The sequence below is a fragment of the Undibacterium sp. Di27W genome (genome assembly GCF_049340345.1).
Lineage (GTDB): Bacteria > Pseudomonadota > Gammaproteobacteria > Burkholderiales > Burkholderiaceae_D > Undibacterium.
Window position 1 is genome coordinate 207,249 of record NZ_JBMPOS010000001.1, and the last position, 16,800, is coordinate 224,048.

Below are 16,800 nucleotides of genomic sequence, written 5' to 3' on the forward strand. Positions count from 1 at the left end.
ATCATGAGCCTGAATATCAGTATGAGCAAGCGTAACATCATCGCCCAACTGGAACAAATCCGTGTACTGCCTATCCTCGTTACTGATGACGTCGATCAGGCGATACGCTGCGTGACTACCCTGGCAGAAAATGGTTTGCCAGCCGTGGAAATTACCTTGCGCACGCCAAATGCCATGACTGTTTTGCGTGAAGTCGTCAAGGCTTGCCCGACTGTGACTGTAGGTGCAGGTACTATCCTGACGCAGGCGCAACTGGATGCGGTTAAAGAAACTGGTGCTGCCTTTGGTATCAGCCCTGGCATTACACCTGTGCTTGCCAAAGCCGCTGCTGATTCTGGCCTGCCATATTTCCCTGGCGTTGGTGGTGCGAGTGACTTGATGCTGGCATTGGAGCATGGCTTCAATGTCGTCAAACTTTTTCCTTCCGATATCGTCGGTGCCACCAAGATGGCAAAGGCACTGGGTGGCCCTTTCCCCGATGTGAAATTCTGCCTGACCGGTGGCGTCACGGTGGAAGCAACGCCAGCACTATTACAGCAATCAAATATTCTGTGCGTGGGCGGTTCGTGGATGTGTCCGGCTTCTCTGATTAATGCTGGTGACTGGGCTGCGATTGGCGCACTGGCTGCCGCTGCTGCCGCAGCAGGCAAGAAGTAAATACAGCTTGGAATAATATTTTTAGCATTTTCACCCAACACTTTTCGTCTATAAGCAAGATTATGGTCACTTCCGTATCGCGTACTCCTATATGGGGTTTGTTGCAGCAACGTGCCACCAACATGCCCAACCTGAAAGACTTGTTTCGCGCTGACCCTCAGCGCTTTGCACATTTTTCAGCTTCTGCCTGCGGCATCATGCTTGATTATTCCAAGCAGCGCATAGACACGACAGCCAAACTCAATTTGCTGGCACTGGCCAGACAACAGGATGTAGAGTCGCGGCGCGACGCCATGTTACGCGGTGAGGCGATCAATCAAACGGAAAATCGCGCTGTCCTGCATACGGTATTGCGCTTGCCTAAAGGCGAGTCTTTTGATTTGAATGGTGAAAACATTGCTGCCGATGTGCACCAGGTGCTGGCGCAAATGCGGACATTCAGCGATGCGGTAAGGGAAGGGCGCTGGCAGGGCTATACCGGCAAGGCGATACGCACTATCGTCAATATCGGTATCGGTGGTTCTGACCTTGGCCCGCAAATGGCTTGCATCGCTTTGGCACCATGGTCGCAAAAAAACCTGTCCCTGCATTTTGTCTCCAATGTCGATGGTCGTCATGTCGCTGATGCGCTGGCTAATGCTGATCCTGAAACAACCTTGTTCGTGGTGGCATCCAAGACCTTCTCTACCATGGAGACTTTGACCAATGCACGCACTGCGCGTGAATGGATGTTGTCGCATGGCTGCCCGGTTGATCAGATATGTCAGCATTTCGTGGCACTCAGTACTAACGTCAAAGCTGCTGCTGATTTTGGTATTGCCCCTGAAAATGTTTTCCCGTTCTGGAACTGGGCTGGTGGCCGTTATTCCATGTGGAGTGCGATAGGCCTGTCGATTGCGCTCTATGTAGGCGCAGACCGATTTGAAGAAATGCTGGCTGGTGCACATGAAATGGACCTGCATTTTGCCCAGGCACCGCTGGAACAAAACCTGCCAGTATTGATGGCTTTGATCGGTGTGTGGAATATCAATTTCCTTGGCCTGCAGGCTTTGTCGATTGCACCTTACCACCAGCGCATGACGCGCTTGCCTGCTTACTTGCAGCAACTGGAAATGGAGAGCAATGGTAAGTCCGTCACGCGTGAAGGACAGCGGGTTGATTACACCACTTCGCCTATTCTGTTCGGCGAAGCGGGTACTAATGGCCAGCATGCTTACTTCCAGTTATTGCATCAGGGCGCAACAATTATCCCTACCGATTTTATCGTAGTCGCTGATGATGATGCTGGTTTGCCGGGTCATAATCAGGCGCTGCTGGCAAATTGCTTTGCGCAATCCAAGGCCATGGCCTGGGGCAAGAGCATGCAGGAAGTGCGCGCAGAACTTGGTGACCTGCCTGACAAGGTATTGGCACCGCGCGTATTTGAAGGTAATCGCCCAACTTCAACGGTCTTGCTGGATTCCCTGACGCCACGTTCTTTGGGCGCGCTGATTGCGCTGTATGAACACAAGGTGTTTGTGCAATCCGTGATCTGGGATATCAATGCCTTTGATCAATGGGGTGTGGAACTCGGTAAATCGCTGGCGCAGCAATTGATCAGCCTTGATCCAAGTGCAGTCAAGGAAGATTACGATAGTTCAACCAAGGGTTTGTTGATGGCAGTTGGCCGTAGTCACAAATTGAAAAAGGCAGCTTAGCATTTCATTTCTGATGCCATGGTGTTGTAGGCGAGCCTCAATGTATTTGATATATTAAATTTATATAAAGGTGTAAGTATGCTGTCAAGGCAGCTGCTTACTCTGTAGAACCGCGCCCTGGCCGCCGCAAATATATTGCCACTTCAGGTATGCAAGAATTTTCATCGATCTGTTTTTATCCTTACCGTAGAATTTGTCAGCATGAATGCCCACCTACATCCGCAACTAAAAATGAACGATATCAGCGACGACAAAGACCAGAGCCTGCGTGAAGACATACGCAGGCTAGGCCGCATATTAGGCGATACGGTAAGAAACCAGCATGGTGATGAAGTATTCGATCTCATCGAACAGGTACGCCAGAATTCCATACGCTTTCGCCGTGATGCCGATGAGGCTGCACGCGCCGAGCTGGAAACCACGCTCGATACACTGACCAATGACCAGACCACGCAAGTCATACGCGCCTTCAGTTATTTTTCACATCTGGTGAACCTGGCAGAAGACCAGCATCACATACGCCGTACCCGCGCCCATTTGATCGCAGGTTCTGCGCCGCGCCAGGGTAGTCTGGCACACACCATAGATGCACTGTATAACACTGGCCACAGCAGCCAGCAGTTAATGGATTTCTTTGAGACTGCACAAGTGTTCCCGGTCTTGACTGCACATCCTACAGAAGTGCAGCGCAAGAGTATTCTGAATTGCCAGATGGTGATTACCCGCTTGCTTGATGAGCGTGACCGTATGCAATTGACACCGGAAGAATCTGCAGCCAATGATGAAGCCCTGGGTCGTGCCGTGCTGACTCTATGGCAAACACGCATGCTACGCACTTCCAAATTGTCAGTGCTCGATGAAGTCGAAAATGGTCTGAGTTTTTACGACTATACTTTCCTGCGCGAGTTGCCGCATCTGTATGCCGGTCTGGAAGATTTATTGGCCAGCAAAGATGCCGCCCTGGCGCAACATGAATTGCCCAGCTTCATGAAAATGGGTAGCTGGATAGGTGGCGACCGTGACGGCAATCCTTTCGTCACTGCCACAGTGCTGGAAAAAACCCTTGCCATGCAGGCCACACGCGCCTTTAAATTTTATCTTGATGAATTGCATACCCTGGGTTCGCAATTGTCGATGGCGAATTTGCTGGTGAAAGTCTCTGACGACTTGCTGGCGCTGGCTGAGCGCTCTCCCGATCATTCACCGCATCGCTCTGATGAGCCTTATCGCCTCGCCATCAGCGGCATCTATGCGCGCCTGTCAGCGACCTATAAGCAATTGCTGGATCTGGAGCCTGTCATCCACCCCAGCGGCATCGCCGAGCCTTATGCAACGGCGGAAGAGCTGGCTGCTGATCTGGATATCGTCCACCACTCCTTGTATGTTAATGGTTCTGCCGCAATTACCCGCGGCCGTTTGCGTCATTTACGCCGTGCAGTCAAGGTATTTGGCTTTTATCTGGCACCTGTGGATTTGCGCCAGAACTCAGACGTGCATGAACGCGTCGTGCATGAGTTATTGCAGGCGGCCAATCCTGAATTGAAGTATCTGGATTTGAATGAAGACCAGCGCATAGAAGTCTTGATCAAAGAGATCAGCTCGGCCCGCCCGCTGGCTTCGCCTTACCTGACATATTCGGAAGACACCCAGTCCGAGCTGGCAATCTATCGTGCTGCTTTCACTGCACAGCAACGTTATGGCAAAGGTGCAGTACCGAATTGCATCATTTCCAAGACCGATGGCGTGTCCGACATGCTGGAGCTGGCCTTGCTATTGAAAGAAGCCGGTCTGCTGCATCCAGCAGAAGGCCGTGTTGACGTCAATATTATTCCGCTGTTTGAAACCATAGGCGATTTGCAAAACAGCGCACCTGTCATGGATAGGCTGTTTGGCATACCGGCTTATGCACGCTTGCTGGCAAGTCGCAGCAATGCGCAAGAAGTCATGCTCGGTTATTCTGATAGTAACAAGGATGGCGGCTTTTTGACTTCAGGCTGGGAGCTGTATAAGGCTGAGCTTGACCTGATCGCCATATTCAGCAAACACCAGGTGCGCCTGCGCCTGTTCCACGGACGTGGTGGTTCTGTTGGTCGTGGCGGTGGCCCTAGCTATCAGGCTATCCTGGCGCAACCTGCTGGTGCTGTGCAAGGCCAGATTCGCCTGACCGAGCAAGGCGAAGTAATTACGGCAAAATATGGCAACCCTGAAGTAGGGCGGCGCAACCTGGAAGTGCTGGCAGCGGCTACCATGGAAGCGACCTTGCTGGCCGACGCAGAACCAGCACCAAGGCCAGAATTTTTGACAGTCATGGAGGAATTGTCTGATCACGCCTTCAAGGCTTATCGCAACCTGGTCTACGAGACTGAAGGCTTCGAGAAATATTTTTGGGAATCGACAGTCATTTCCGAAATTGCTGGCTTGAATATAGGCAGTCGCCCGGCATCGCGCAAAAAATCGACAGCGATAGAAGACTTGCGTGCCATACCCTGGGTATTCAGTTGGTCGCAATGTCGTTTGATGTTGCCGGGCTGGTTTGGTTTTGGCTCGGCAGTACAAGCTTATCTGAAGGCGCATCCTGATAATGGCTTGCAGACTTTGCAGGCGATGTTCAAGGAATGGTCTTTCTTCAGTACTGTGTTATCGAATATGGAAATGGTGCTGGCCAAGAGTGATATCGGCATCGCCAGCCGTTATGCACAACTGGTCAAGGATGAGTCTTTACGTAACCGCATCTTCCCGCGCATACAGGCTGAACACGAAGCGACGATAGACATACTGAAGTCTATTTCTGGTCAGGATGAATTGCTGGCGGCAAACCCCTTGCTGGCACGTTCTATACGTAACCGCTTCCCTTATCTGTCACCTTTAAATCACGTTCAAGTCGAATTGCTGGAGCGTTACCGTAACGGTGACGATGATGAGCGCGTGCACCGCGGTATACATTTGTCTATCAATGGTATTGCGGCAGGTTTGCGCAATAGTGGTTAAGCATCACCTGCTGCTCGGCGACGCAGCTTTGCTTGTAAAAAAACCTCGCTTGCTACAGCAAGCGAGGTTTTTTATTCAGTCTGGAGCTTTTACTTGGCCCGGATAGGCCAATCAACTCAATACTGCTTCAATATTAGAACGATGCTTGTACGCCAATGTTGAAGTTAGTAACATTTGCGTCACCGCCAACCATGTCAACGCGGCGGCTAGTCAGTTCAGCACGGCCAGCGAAGTTAGGTGTGAATGCATAAGTTACGCCTACACCAGCAACAACTTTAGTTGCATTTTTGGATACGGAACCACTGGCACCACCGTAGGAAACTGTTGCTTCACCTTTGGAGTAAGCCAGACCCAACTTGGTGAATACACCCCAGTTGTTGTTCAGCTGTGCGCGATATACACCAGCCAGGTCAAAGCTTGTTGCTTTGATTTCTGCAGCTACGCCAGAAACATTGGCTTTGATTTTGCCCAGATCGTTGTAACTTGCTTCTATGCCCCAGTTAGCATTCAGGTTGTAACCACCCAAAACTGAGAAGGATGTGTCATTAGTTTTGCAGTTAGTTGTGCCTGCGCAATCAACATTGAAACGAGCTTGACCAACTGTAGCGCCAGCATACGCTTCTGCATTTGCAGTAGTGCCGATAAACAGACCAGAGATTGCCAATGTGGCAGCGATAATTTTTTTTGTGAACATTTTTTTGTACCTGTAATTTTTAAATAGTGCAAAGAGGATTTCTGCATTCGTCAAATAAACAAAGGTGAATTCCTCATATTGCAGTGCAGCACTGTAAAGTAAAACAGGTCGAATGTCAAAAAAATCTTATTTAATTTCTAACATTTATAACGGTTTGGATATGGTTGTCATAAAATTACTTATGTGTCTTTAAAATAACAATCCGCCACCTTTTCTAAAAAGCGCCATATCGACATAGTTGGACATGCGGTGTGTTGAGTCTGAAGGTGTCAGGGTGACGCCGCCCAGGTCAATAGCGCCTTTTTGTGTGCTTAGTGCCTGCAGGGCATCACGCCCAGGCTTGCCCGCCTGTATGGCTTTGACCAAGGTCTTGGCAACCATGAAGCCTTCAAAAGTCAGGGCTGATAAATCTTCGTCCCTGAATTTTTTCATCATATTGCTATGATCTATTTGTATCAGTGATTTTTTGCTCAAGGGATTGGGAACAACTTGAGAAAACACTGTCCATTCCAGAGCCTTGGGGCCGGCTACTTCTGCCAGGGTATCCAGGTTGATGAGTGACATGCCGGCAACAAAAGTGCGTGGCGCATGTTTTCTGAATTCCTTAAGGAAGACGCCCGTGCCCAGAGTGTCGGCAATGGCAATCACAATGCCAGGATTGGATTTTGCCAATATGGCAGATTCTCTTTCCAGATCCGCAGCCGAAGCACCTATGCGTACCAGGCCACTCATGAGCATATTGCGCTTGCGCAATTCAGCAACGACATACTGATACATATCTTGATTCAAGGCATTTTCCTGATAGGCTATGCCTACGCTCTTGATACCCAATTTGTCAAAATAAGAGAAAATGTATTGCATTTCCTGCTCAGGGCTGGGGCGCCAGAACAGGACACGGGAGCCATAAGTCTTGGCAGATGCCACCAAGGGGGCGAACAAGGTCAGGCCGCTTTGTGAAAATTTTGCATTGGCCAGCACTGCATCGGTAGTTGCTGCCCCTATGCCGCCTAATAAGTATTCTGCCTTGTCTTTTTCCAGTAAATCACTGACTGCCTGCGCCGAGATGGCAGGGTTGCCCTGGTCGTCACGCACCAGGTATTTAATGCGCTTGCCACCCACGCCGCCATTCACATTGATACTGTCAAAGTAAGTTGTAATGCCAGCCACATAGTCACGGCCAATGCTACCATTCGGCCCAGACAAGTCTATGGCCTGGCCAATGATGATGGTGTTGCCTTGCGCCTGCGCATTCAATGCAAAAATGCTGCAAAGCAGGGCTAGGCAAAAAGACCGGAGTCTGACGAGGGAAAGCATGGTGATTACCTGTTAAATATTGCAATGTCACAATTGTTACATTCAAATATGACTAAGGAATGACCAGGCTTGCAGCAGGTTAAGATTCGTAAGTTATATGTATATAATCTTTTTTTGTGATAAAGGGATATTGTGACAATGGCCGGACAAATATTAGGTGTCATAGGATGGTCTGGCAGTGGTAAAACCAGTTTGCTCGAATATCTGGTCAGGGAGTTGACTGCTGCTGGCCGCAAGATCAATGTCGTCAAGCATAGTCATCACGATGTCGTGATTGAGCCGCCACAAAAAGACAGCTCCCGCCTGCGCCTTGCTGGTGCACAAGAAGTCTTGCTGGCATCGCCTTATCGATATGTCATTGCGCATGAATTGCGCCAGCAAGCCGAGCCATCGCTTAATGAGTTATTGTTGCGCCTGGCGCCTGCCGATTTGACTTTGGTGGAAGGCTATAAGTGGGAAGCTTTACCCAAAATTGAAGTTTATCGGCCCTCGCTGGGTAAGTTGGCAATTTATCCGGAAGACCAGCAGGTGCTTCTGGTTGCTTCTGATGCCCCAGCTCCTGAGGATTTGCGCCCTGGTCTCATATGGATGGATTTAAATCAGCCGCAATTGCTGCTGGAGTGGATAAATATTGCGATGCAAAACGGGATTTAAAAAAAAACCTGAAAATTCCCTAAAGACTTCTTTAAAGCGGCCGTTATCTACAGTAGACAGATAAGGAGAAATGTCATGGATGTAACCGGTATTGCAAACGTAGCAACAACATTGGCTGATGTTGGTACTAGCCAGGCAGTGAGTATTGCGGTATTGAAGAAAGCCATTGATGTCTCGGCTGAAAGTGCCACTGCGCTCATAGAAGCTATACCTGACAATAAATCTGTTGCCAATCTACCACCTAATTTGGGTAGGAACATCAATACCACGGCTTGATGCCTGTATGTATTGCTAAAAAGATAGTTCAACAAACTTCAGGAAGCGCGCTCATGGCGCGCTTTTTTGTTATCAGTTTTGTTGTGAGCGATCTTTGCTGCAACGATCTCCGCTGATCTAGCGCAAGCAAGTTGCCTGGCGATCAGCGATAATCTCGCGATTTCTTTATCCCACTATTTCAGGACTACGCATGGAACAAAATTCTTGGGGCTGGTCTGAGCGCCTCAGTCTCAGCTATGAACCTATGGATGATACCCATAAGGAGTTTGTTGAACTCTGTGCCGCATTGTCGGAAGACAATCCCGCCACCTTCGTGGCCAGACTGGATGCATTGATCGTGCATTCCATTGCCCATTTCGAGCAAGAGAATCAATGGATGGCTGAAACCGGCTTCCCTCCTGCAGGCTGCCATAAACAAGAGCACGAGGCCGTGCTGGAAGTCATGCAAGAGGTCAGGCGCAGGGTGGAATTGGGTGAGGTGGATCTGGCCAGTCGCCTCGCGGAAGAATTACCACTGTGGTTCGAGCATCATGTCGACACCATGGATAATATGCTGGCGCGCTTCATGGCCAGCAATCCAGAAAAACTTGTTGATGCTGCTCAAGTTCAGCCTGCCTGAACCCTGATCTCTATATCACCGAGGCTGACGACCTGGCCCGCACGGATTTTTGCAGTTTTACGCAATTCCTGTGCGCCATCCACGCTGACATCGCCGCTGGCAACGATAGCCTTGCCAGCGCCACCACTTTCGCACAGCCCGACCAGTTTCAATAACTGGTTCAGTTCTACATATTCGCCATCCAGGCTAAAACTCAATTTTTGCATATAAATTCCTCTGACCTGCACAATAATAAAAGGCACGCAGCTTACACTATTTATCCCGGTACCAGGCGCGTACTGGCTTTGTCCAGCCACATTCCCAATTGAGCAAGTAAATCTGCCTGGCTGAAAGAGCAACTTTCTTCGGTGAACAAGCTGCCAGATTCCAGCCGACTCAACAAGTCCTCCATGACCACACTGAATTGCGGTGGCAGGGCGGCTAATAATTCAGGTTTATTACGCCATATGTGGCAAAAATGAGTGATATTGATGCGCTCAGCGGATAAATCTTGGATACTTTGTCGCAATTCTTGCGTGAAGTTAAGCATATGGAAACTTTAAGCTTGAAAAAATGTCATAAGCTAGTAGGATAATCTGATTAAGACTTGAATCCAATTAAAAATGTCGTGCGTATATAGATGTGTAGATAGCGCAACTGAAATTTTTTTAGAAACGGTGTAAGTTTGCTTTATCTGCGCCGACTGATGGTTGTAGTTTTAATTTTCCCATGTGGGATGTTTTGCACTTAACAGGAGATGAACATGAGTAACAAAGCAATGGTAGCAGTCGCACTGGCAGGTTTGTTGGGTTCCAGCATGGCAATGGCAGCTGAGCCAGTCAAGACAGAAAAATGCTTTGGTATTTCCAAAGCGGGTCAAAATGACTGCGCCACCAAATCCGGCTCCCATTCTTGCGCTGGTCAATCCAAAAAAGACAATGATCCATCTGAATGGAAAAAAGTCCCAGCCGGTTCATGCGAAAAAATGGGTGGCAAGCTGGAAGCGGCTAAATCCTGAGTATTTCCTGAGTATTGACTATCTTGACGGGTCCGTTTTTTCTGGTTGATGTATTTTGACTGATACGGCTCGCTTGAATTGCAAACCCACATCCACTCTGCAAGGGGTAGGTGTGGGTTTGCGCACTCAACATTATCGTGATTTTCTGCATGCGCCTGCGACTGTGCTTGCTGCCACACCAGCTGACTGGCTGGAGGTTCATTCAGAAAATTATTTTGGTGACGGTGGCTATGATTTGCATGTCTTGCAAACTTTGCGCCGGGATTACTCTTTGAGTTTGCATGGCGTAGGCATGGGCTTGGGTTCGGCCCAGGGATTTTCTGAGGCGCATATCAGTCGACTCCAGCGTTTGATAGAAAGAACTGAGCCTGCGCTGGTGTCCGAACATTTGTGCTGGGGAGCGATCGCTGGTCGACATTTAAATGACCTGCTGCCTCTGCCTTTGATGCACAGCGCCCTTGAATTGGTTTGCCAGCGTGTCGATGATTTGCAAACCCGCTTGCAGCGACAGGTCTTGATAGAAAATGTCTCGACTTATCTGCGCTTTGCCCAGGATGATATGTCGGAAGCAGAATTCCTCGCTGCTCTGGTCACACGTACCGGTTGCGGCATTTTGCTCGACATCAATAATCTCTATGTCAATCAACACAATCACGGTGAAGATGCCATGCACGCTCTGCATATCATGGCGGCCTTGCCTGCTGGCGCGATAGGTGAAATTCACTTGGCGGGTCATCTGCAAACAGATATTTGTCTGGTGGATGATCATGGTAGCCAGGTAGCTGATGCGGTTTGGGATTTGTTCAGACAAGCTGGCGGTATGCTGCCTCCTGGCATCCCGGTATTGATAGAGTGGGATACGGCGATTCCTGATTTACCAATATTGCTGGGTGAAGCGCATACAGCCAGGGAAATCATGACAAGCTGGAACAAGCATGAAACGGTGCTGGCCTGATGAATGCATTGAGCCTGACTGATATCCAGAAGCATTTTTCATCGGCTTTGCTGGAACCCTCCAGCGCACCGGATGCCGCGAGCCTATTTTGCCCTCATCCTTATCAGCAAGACCGCTTGGCCTTGTATCGAGGTAACTTGACGGCCATCTGGACGTCGGCCTTGAAGAATGCCTTTCCTGTTTTATATCAATTGGTGGGGGAGGCTTATTTCGAGCAACTGGCGCGCGCTTTTGGCCGTGCTCGCCCATCCTTGTCCGGGGATTTGAATCAATTTGGCGCAAAACTCGCTGAGTTTCTGAAGAGCATACCTGACGCAAGCGATTACCCTTATTTTCCTGACATCGCTGCACTGGAATGGCAAATACATAATGCTTACTATGCGGCGGATGCAGATGTACTCAGTCTGGCCGAGCTTTTACAGGCGATTGCTGCTGGCGGGCAGGATTTGCAAACAGTGCAATTACAATTGCATCCTGCTGTCAGCCTGTATCGTTCAGAATGGGATAGTGTGAGTATCTGGCTGGCTCATCAAGCACATTCCGAACGAGAGTTGCCAGAGAATATACAACAAATCTGCCATGGGCTTATCTACAGAAGAGACTGGTCTGTAGAGTTGCAAGCCTTGGATCAGCCAGCCTGGCTGGCTTTATCTGCTTTGACGCAAGGTCGCGGCCTGGGCGAGGCGCTGGAGGTGGCGCTGGATGTGGATGCAGAATTTGCCATCAATGCGCATTTGCAATCCTGGTTTGCGGCAGGCTTATTTGTCAAACATATTTATTCAGCTTAAATTTTCATAAAAAAAGCTGTAAGGAAACTCTGGCCTGGCTGACTAAGATGCAGGAGATCAATTGGAGAATGACGATGTATAACACCCTGCAATACTTTCATAGCCTGAGTACCCGTTTTGATGACAAACTGAGCGTCTGGGGTGGTTCAGCCCTGAGTCTGGCTCTGAGGTTATTTGTGGGCTGGCAGTTTTTTAAAGCTGGCCTGGTAAAAATCGCTGACTGGCAATCAACCCTCTCATTATTCCGTGAAGAATACATGGTGCCTGTTATCCCGCCAGAGCTGGCTGCCTGGATGGGGGCCGGGGGAGAATTGGTTTTACCGGTTTTGCTGGCACTGGGGATTTTTTCCCGCCCAGCGGCCCTGGCCCTGTTTGCAGTGAATTTGATGGCGGTAGTTTCCTACCCACAGTTGTTTGAGCTGGAGTGCCCGGCTGCGGTCAATTCCCATTTGTACTGGGGCATATTATTGCTGGTGCTGGTGAGTTTTGGTCCTGGCAAACTGTCACTTGATGCCTGGATGAGTGCAGGAAAATTAAAGCAATCCGCCCCAGGCAGCTAAGCTCAACAAATGCAAAGATCAATATAGTCACCAGGCCCGCAGATGCGGGCCATTTTTTTGTAAAATCTATTTTGATGAACTAATCACCAGGGTTTCAGTCAAACGGAAAACAAAATCTGGCCTGCCAGGCGGCAGTGCGGATATGAAGCAGAATTTCACCGGACTATATTCATCATGCAAAGTAAATTTCATTTTCGCAATGCTCAAGGGCAAATTCAATGGCGCGCACCTGCCTTGACTGTGGTCGCTGTAGCAATTTCTGCGGCGCTCTGGCTGGCTTATTCCAGCAAGACGACAGCCCAGGCCAGCACTACAGAAAAGCAGGGCGCGGATAAAGAACTGGTGTTTGAATTGGCAAGGGCTGACATTGCTACGGCGGAGTTGAAGGAATTGTCATCGCAATTGCCGATCTCAGGCTCGCTGATGCCAGAAAGCCAGGTCACGGTGCGCGCCAAAGTCGTGGCAGAAGTGGCGGAAGCACCTTTGCAAGAAGGTGTCGCGGTGCAAAAAGGACAAGTGATCGCGCGCTTTACGGCGGCTGATCTACATGCAAGGCTGACTACTCAGGAAGCCGCGGTGGACGAGGCCCAGGCCAGACTGGCGCTGGCGCAAAAAAATCGCTTGTCGAATGAAACTTTGCTCAAGCAAAATTATATTTCCCAGAATGCCTATGACACTACGCACAATGGCCTTGAACTGGCGCAAGCCAGCCTGAAGTCTGCGCTGTCGCAAAAACAAGTAGCACAACTGGCGCTGGCGGATACCCTGGTGCGTTCACCGCTGGATGGCGTCATCAGCAAGCGTCATGTGCAGCCGGGTGAAAAAGTCTCGCCAGATACCGCCTTGTATAACATCGTCAACCTGAGCCGCCTGACCCTGGAGGCACAAGTTCCCGCCAGTGAGATTCCACGAGTCAAAGCCGGGCAAAAAGTATTGTTTCAAGTCGATGGTTATGGTGGCCGTGAATTCCAGGGCAAGGTGGCCCGCATTAATCCTGCGACTGAAGCAGGTTCGCGTTCAATGATGGTGTATATCGCTGTTGACAATGCCGATGCAGCGTTAAGAGGTGGCATGTTTGCCAAAGGGAATCTGGTATTGGAAAAAACAGCAGCAGTGACCACAGTTCCGCTGACCGCCGTCAAACAGCTCAATGGTGCCGATGTTGTTTATGAAATCGTTGATAATAAAGTCAAGGTGCAAACTGTAAAATTGGGCCTGCGCAGCGAAGATGAAGGCAGGGTGCAAGTTGTACAGGGGCTGGCAACAGGGGCCGTGCTGATTTCCTCACGTCTGGATGGTGTCAAGGCTGGTAGCAAGGTCAAATTGCCTCAGCTTAATGCGTTGAGCAAGGGTTAAACCATGTGGATGACCAAAGTCAGTATACAAAACCCGGTGTTCGCCACCATGGTCATGATAGGCCTGATGGTGCTGGGTATTTTTTCCTATAAAGGCCTGGGTCTGGAAAACATGCCCGATATGGAGTCGCCCGGTGTCTGGATGGAAGTCCTCTATCCCGGTGCCTCACCGGAGATTGTCGAAAATGACATCACCAAGCCAGTAGAAAACGTCGTCAATACTATCAGTGGCGTCAAACGCATCATGGCCAGTTCGTATGAAGGCCGTGCTGGCATCTGGATAGAATTCCAGTTGTCCGTCAATGGCGACAAGGTCTTGCAAGAAGTGCGCGACAAGATTGCCCAGATACGCCCCAGCTTCCCCAGAGATGTCAAGGACCCCTTTATTATTCGGGGTGGGGATGGCAATGGTCGCCCCATCGTACAAATGGCGGTGAGCTCGGGTGAGCGCAGCCTGCGTGATTTGTCGAATTTGACAGACCAGATTATCGTCAAGAAATTGCAGAGCGTACCTGGTGTAGGCAGGGTGGATGTACGTGGTGCAGTCGTGCGACAAGTCCAGGTCAAGCTCTTGCCTGACCGCATGGCGGCAAATCATATTGGTGTCAATGAAGTCCTGGCTGCAATACAAAGCACCAATCAAAACATGCCAGCAGGCTTGATTACACGTGGTTCGCAAGATCAATTGGTCAGGCTGGAAGCCAAAATAGTTGATACCCGCGGTTTCAATAAAATTATCGTTGCCCGTCGTGCAGGAGCACCTGTCTATCTGGAACAAGTGGCTGAAGTTCTGGATGGCGAAAAGGAAGAATTTTCCATCTCGCGTGTGAACGGACAAAGGTCAATTGCCCTGGCAGTGACCAGGATACAGGACGCCAATATCGTCAAGGTAGGCGACGGTATCATGGAGGCGATAGCGGACTTGAAGACGCGCTTGCCCAAGGATGTGCAAATGACAGTCAGCGAAAACAATGCTGATTTTGTCAAACACTCACTTGATGGCGTGAAAGAAACCATACTCGAAGGCGCTGGCCTGACAGTATTGATTGTCTTCCTGTTCCTGCATTCCTGGCGCAGCACCATTATTACCGGCTTGACTTTGCCTATCTCGGTCATCGCCACCTTCATCGCCCTGAAAGCCTTTGGTTTTACCCTGAACTTTTTAACCATGATGGCACTGTCGCTGTGCATAGGCCTACTGATTGACGATGCCATTGTCGTGCGGGAAAACATCGTGCGTCATCTGGGCATGGGTAAGGGGCATAAGCAGGCGGCAGAAGATGGTACCAATGAAATCGGCCTGGCAGTCATGGCCACGACGTTTGCCATCGTCGCCGTATTTGTGCCTGTGGCTTTCATGAAGGGCATGATAGGCAAATTCTTTTTCCAGTTCGGGATCACGGTGACCGTTGCTGTGCTGGTCTCACTGTTTGTCAGTTTTACGCTTGACCCCATGTTGTCGTCAGTATGGCGAGATCCCGAGGAAAATCGCTTCAAACGTTTTCCATGGCTGGCCCGTTTCATGGATGGCATTGAACATGGCATAGACAAGTTGCACCTGGTTTATGGAAAATTATTGCTACTGGTTTTACGTAAGCGCAAAACCACCTTGCTACTGGCACTTTCCCTGTTCGTCAGCAGTTTTTTCCTGCTGCCCATGATAGGTACAGAATTCGTGCCTGAAGCTGATGAAGGGCAAATCACCATCAACCTGAAAACCCCGGTAGGTTCCAGCCTGCAATACACCGACGATAAGACGCATCAGGTAGAGGCCGTGCTCAAGGCCATGCCGGATATCGAGACTATCAATACTTCAGTCGGCGTTGAAAATGAAAGAAATACTGCGCAAATCAATATGAAGCTGAGTGAAAAGCGTATCTCCCATCGAAAATCACAAAAGCAGATAGAAACGCAAATCCGTGAGCGTTTGAAGAGCATACCCGGCATAGAAATGGCAGTGGGTTTTGATAAGCCAATTTATGTGGCGATCCTGGGGCCGGATGCCGACAAACTGCAGGACGTGATTGATAGTGTCATGAAGAAAATGGCTGTCATCAAGGGCATCACCGATCTGGAGAGTAGCCTGACTGGCGCTAACCCTACCGTCTTGGTCAAGGTCAATAATGAACTGGCAAATGACCTGGGCCTGTCTGTGCAGCAGATAGGTGCAGCTTTGCGCCCCTTTGTTGCTGGCGATACTCTGGGCCAATGGCTGGCACCAGATGGTCAGAATTATGAAATCAATGTGCAACTGCCTAAGTCAGGCAGGCAAAAAATTTCTGATCTGGCTGACCTGTCGCTGGCCAGTAGCAAGATAGACGTCGATGGCAAGCCCATGATGGTGCCCTTGCGTCAGGTTGTGCAATTTATTCCCAGCACTAGCCCACGCGTTATCAAGCGTCAGGACTTGCAGCGCAGGGCCGCGATCTATGCCAACGTAGAAGGTAGGCCTGCTGGTGACGTGGGTGCAGAAGTGCAAAAACTGGTCAAGACCATAGAGCTGCCGCCCGGCTACCGCTTTGATATCGGTGGGCAAACCAGGGAAATGCAAGAGTCTTTCAGTGCCGCCGTGGCGGCGCTGGGGATAGCAGTGATCTTTATTTACCTGATACTGGCATCGCAATTCGGCAGTTTCCTGCAACCCTTGGCGATCATGACAGCGCTGCCATTTTCATTGATAGGGGTTTTACTGGCCTTGTTGATTACTGGCAGTACCTTGAATATTTTCTCCATCATCGGTTTCATCATGCTCATGGGGCTGGTGACCAAGAATGCGATTTTGCTGGTGGACTTTATCAATCAGGCACAAAAGCAGGGCATGAGTCAGTTTGATGCAGTGCTGGCCGCTGGTCAGGTGCGCTTACGCCCCATCTTGATGACAACGCTGGCAATGATCTTCGGCATGTTGCCTATGGCCATGGGTATCAGTGATGGTGCAGAAACCCAGGCGCCTATGGGCAGGGCAGTTATAGGCGGTATCATTACTTCCACTTTATTAACCTTGCTGGTCGTGCCTATCGCCTATACTTATCTGGATAACCTGGGTAAAAAAGCTAAATCATATTTTGCACATCACGAACCGGACGCCGTGGCTGCACCCATACTTGTTGTTACCGGAAGTGAATCCTCCAAATAAAAGTATACTGTTACATAAATGATTTTTCGCTTTGACAAAGAAGAGGATATACTTGCCGCCCGGAAATAGTGGCGGGTTTTCCTCACTCTTTCTCCCATTTTTTTGAGAGT

At 49.7% G+C, this 16,800-nt stretch carries 16 protein-coding genes; 12 read left to right on the forward strand and 4 right to left on the reverse strand.

Features of this window, described 5'->3' with window-relative positions:
• Window positions 1–3: 3 nt before the first annotated feature.
• The 3 genes from eda (at window position 4) to ppc (ending at window position 5,342) form a co-directional block, all read left to right on the forward strand.
• The gene (eda, locus tag ACO0LF_RS00860; RefSeq protein ID WP_423011054.1) at window positions 4–657 is read left to right on the forward strand and encodes a bifunctional 4-hydroxy-2-oxoglutarate aldolase/2-dehydro-3-deoxy-phosphogluconate aldolase; all 654 of its coding nucleotides are present in this window, start codon (window positions 4–6) and stop codon (window positions 655–657) included.
• 62 nt (window positions 658–719) lie between these two features.
• A complete protein-coding gene (pgi, locus tag ACO0LF_RS00865) occupies window positions 720–2,354 on the forward strand; it encodes a glucose-6-phosphate isomerase (RefSeq protein ID WP_423011056.1) in 1,635 nt (544 codons plus the stop codon).
• A 231-nt stretch (window positions 2,355–2,585) separates the two neighbouring features.
• A complete protein-coding gene (gene ppc / locus ACO0LF_RS00870) occupies window positions 2,586–5,342 on the forward strand; it encodes a phosphoenolpyruvate carboxylase (protein ID WP_423011058.1) in 2,757 nt (918 codons plus the stop codon).
• 133 nt (window positions 5,343–5,475) lie between these two features.
• On the opposite strand, the gene ACO0LF_RS00875 is transcribed toward ppc, so the two are convergent.
• Both ACO0LF_RS00875 and ACO0LF_RS00880 read right to left on the reverse strand, forming a co-directional pair.
• Window positions 5,476–6,090: an outer membrane beta-barrel protein gene (locus ACO0LF_RS00875; protein WP_423011060.1), complete on the reverse strand. Its 615-nt coding sequence runs from the start codon at window positions 6,088–6,090 to the stop codon at window positions 5,476–5,478.
• Window positions 6,091–6,225: 135 nt separating this feature from the next.
• On the reverse strand, window positions 6,226–7,350 hold the full coding sequence (locus ACO0LF_RS00880; protein ID WP_423011062.1) for an ABC transporter substrate-binding protein: 1,125 nt from the start codon (window positions 7,348–7,350) through the stop codon (window positions 6,226–6,228).
• 138 nt (window positions 7,351–7,488) lie between these two features.
• On the opposite strand from ACO0LF_RS00880, the gene mobB reads away from it, so the two are divergent.
• The 3 genes from mobB to ACO0LF_RS00895 all read left to right on the forward strand — a co-directional run bounded on the left by mobB (window position 7,489) and on the right by ACO0LF_RS00895 (window position 8,899).
• Entirely contained in the window at window positions 7,489–8,004 is a 516-nt protein-coding gene (mobB, locus tag ACO0LF_RS00885) for a molybdopterin-guanine dinucleotide biosynthesis protein B (RefSeq protein ID WP_423011064.1), read from the forward strand.
• A 75-nt stretch (window positions 8,005–8,079) separates the two neighbouring features.
• Window positions 8,080–8,280: a YjfB family protein gene (locus ACO0LF_RS00890; protein ID WP_110254153.1), complete on the forward strand. Its 201-nt coding sequence runs from the start codon at window positions 8,080–8,082 to the stop codon at window positions 8,278–8,280.
• 190 nt (window positions 8,281–8,470) lie between these two features.
• A complete protein-coding gene (locus ACO0LF_RS00895; protein ID WP_423011066.1) occupies window positions 8,471–8,899 on the forward strand; it encodes a hemerythrin domain-containing protein in 429 nt (142 codons plus the stop codon).
• Here ACO0LF_RS00895 and ACO0LF_RS00900 read toward each other — a convergent pair.
• Window positions 8,887–9,105: an RNA-binding S4 domain-containing protein gene (locus tag ACO0LF_RS00900; protein WP_423011068.1), complete on the reverse strand. Its 219-nt coding sequence runs from the start codon at window positions 9,103–9,105 to the stop codon at window positions 8,887–8,889. The genes ACO0LF_RS00895 and ACO0LF_RS00900 overlap by 13 nt on opposite strands.
• A gap of 50 nt (window positions 9,106–9,155) precedes the next feature.
• Entirely contained in the window at window positions 9,156–9,407 is a 252-nt protein-coding gene (locus ACO0LF_RS00905) for a hypothetical protein (RefSeq protein ID WP_423011070.1), read from the reverse strand.
• Window positions 9,408–9,641: 234 nt separating this feature from the next.
• On the opposite strand from ACO0LF_RS00905, the gene ACO0LF_RS00910 reads away from it, so the two are divergent.
• The 6 genes from ACO0LF_RS00910 (at window position 9,642) to ACO0LF_RS00935 (ending at window position 16,690) form a co-directional block, all read left to right on the forward strand.
• Complete coding sequence (locus tag ACO0LF_RS00910; protein WP_423011072.1) at window positions 9,642–9,896, forward strand: DUF2282 domain-containing protein; 255 nt, start codon at window positions 9,642–9,644, stop codon at window positions 9,894–9,896.
• A gap of 55 nt (window positions 9,897–9,951) precedes the next feature.
• Window positions 9,952–10,851: a DUF692 domain-containing protein gene (locus ACO0LF_RS00915; protein WP_423011074.1), complete on the forward strand. Its 900-nt coding sequence runs from the start codon at window positions 9,952–9,954 to the stop codon at window positions 10,849–10,851.
• Window positions 10,851–11,639, forward strand: a complete 789-nt coding sequence (locus ACO0LF_RS00920; RefSeq protein ID WP_423011076.1) for a putative DNA-binding domain-containing protein — start codon at window positions 10,851–10,853, stop codon at window positions 11,637–11,639. Before ACO0LF_RS00915 ends, ACO0LF_RS00920 begins: the two co-directional genes overlap by 1 nt.
• Before the next feature lie 74 nt (window positions 11,640–11,713).
• Window positions 11,714–12,199 carry a DoxX family protein gene (locus tag ACO0LF_RS00925; RefSeq protein WP_423011078.1) on the forward strand — a complete coding sequence of 162 codons (486 nt, stop codon included), beginning with the start codon at window positions 11,714–11,716 and terminating at the stop codon, window positions 12,197–12,199.
• Between the two features lie 174 nt (window positions 12,200–12,373).
• Window positions 12,374–13,555 (forward strand): efflux RND transporter periplasmic adaptor subunit, encoded by a 1,182-nt coding sequence (locus ACO0LF_RS00930; RefSeq protein ID WP_423011080.1) that lies wholly within the window; start codon window positions 12,374–12,376, stop codon window positions 13,553–13,555.
• Between the two features lie 3 nt (window positions 13,556–13,558).
• Window positions 13,559–16,690, forward strand: a complete 3,132-nt coding sequence (locus tag ACO0LF_RS00935; protein ID WP_423011082.1) for an efflux RND transporter permease subunit — start codon at window positions 13,559–13,561, stop codon at window positions 16,688–16,690.
• The last annotated feature ends 110 nt before the right edge of the window (window positions 16,691–16,800 follow it).

What these genes read in the sequence shown, in the direction of transcription:
- eda (WP_423011054.1), top strand. Translation starts at nt 4, where the DNA reads ATGAGCCTGAATATCAGTATGAGCAAGCGTAACATCATCGCCCAACTG.
- ACO0LF_RS00935 (WP_423011082.1), top strand. Translation starts at nt 13,559, where the DNA reads ATGTGGATGACCAAAGTCAGTATACAAAACCCGGTGTTCGCCACCATG.
- ACO0LF_RS00925 (WP_423011078.1), top strand. Translation starts at nt 11,714, where the DNA reads ATGTATAACACCCTGCAATACTTTCATAGCCTGAGTACCCGTTTTGAT.
- ppc (WP_423011058.1), top strand. Translation starts at nt 2,586, where the DNA reads ATGAACGATATCAGCGACGACAAAGACCAGAGCCTGCGTGAAGACATA.
- ACO0LF_RS00920 (WP_423011076.1), top strand. Translation starts at nt 10,851, where the DNA reads ATGAATGCATTGAGCCTGACTGATATCCAGAAGCATTTTTCATCGGCT.
- ACO0LF_RS00910 (WP_423011072.1), top strand. Translation starts at nt 9,642, where the DNA reads ATGAGTAACAAAGCAATGGTAGCAGTCGCACTGGCAGGTTTGTTGGGT.
- ACO0LF_RS00895 (WP_423011066.1), top strand. Translation starts at nt 8,471, where the DNA reads ATGGAACAAAATTCTTGGGGCTGGTCTGAGCGCCTCAGTCTCAGCTAT.
- pgi (WP_423011056.1), top strand. Translation starts at nt 720, where the DNA reads ATGGTCACTTCCGTATCGCGTACTCCTATATGGGGTTTGTTGCAGCAA.
- ACO0LF_RS00890 (WP_110254153.1), top strand. Translation starts at nt 8,080, where the DNA reads ATGGATGTAACCGGTATTGCAAACGTAGCAACAACATTGGCTGATGTT.
- ACO0LF_RS00880 (WP_423011062.1), bottom strand. Translation starts at nt 7,350, where the DNA reads ATGCTTTCCCTCGTCAGACTCCGGTCTTTTTGCCTAGCCCTGCTTTGC.
- ACO0LF_RS00930 (WP_423011080.1), top strand. Translation starts at nt 12,374, where the DNA reads ATGCAAAGTAAATTTCATTTTCGCAATGCTCAAGGGCAAATTCAATGG.
- mobB (WP_423011064.1), top strand. Translation starts at nt 7,489, where the DNA reads ATGGCCGGACAAATATTAGGTGTCATAGGATGGTCTGGCAGTGGTAAA.
- ACO0LF_RS00900 (WP_423011068.1), bottom strand. Translation starts at nt 9,105, where the DNA reads ATGCAAAAATTGAGTTTTAGCCTGGATGGCGAATATGTAGAACTGAAC.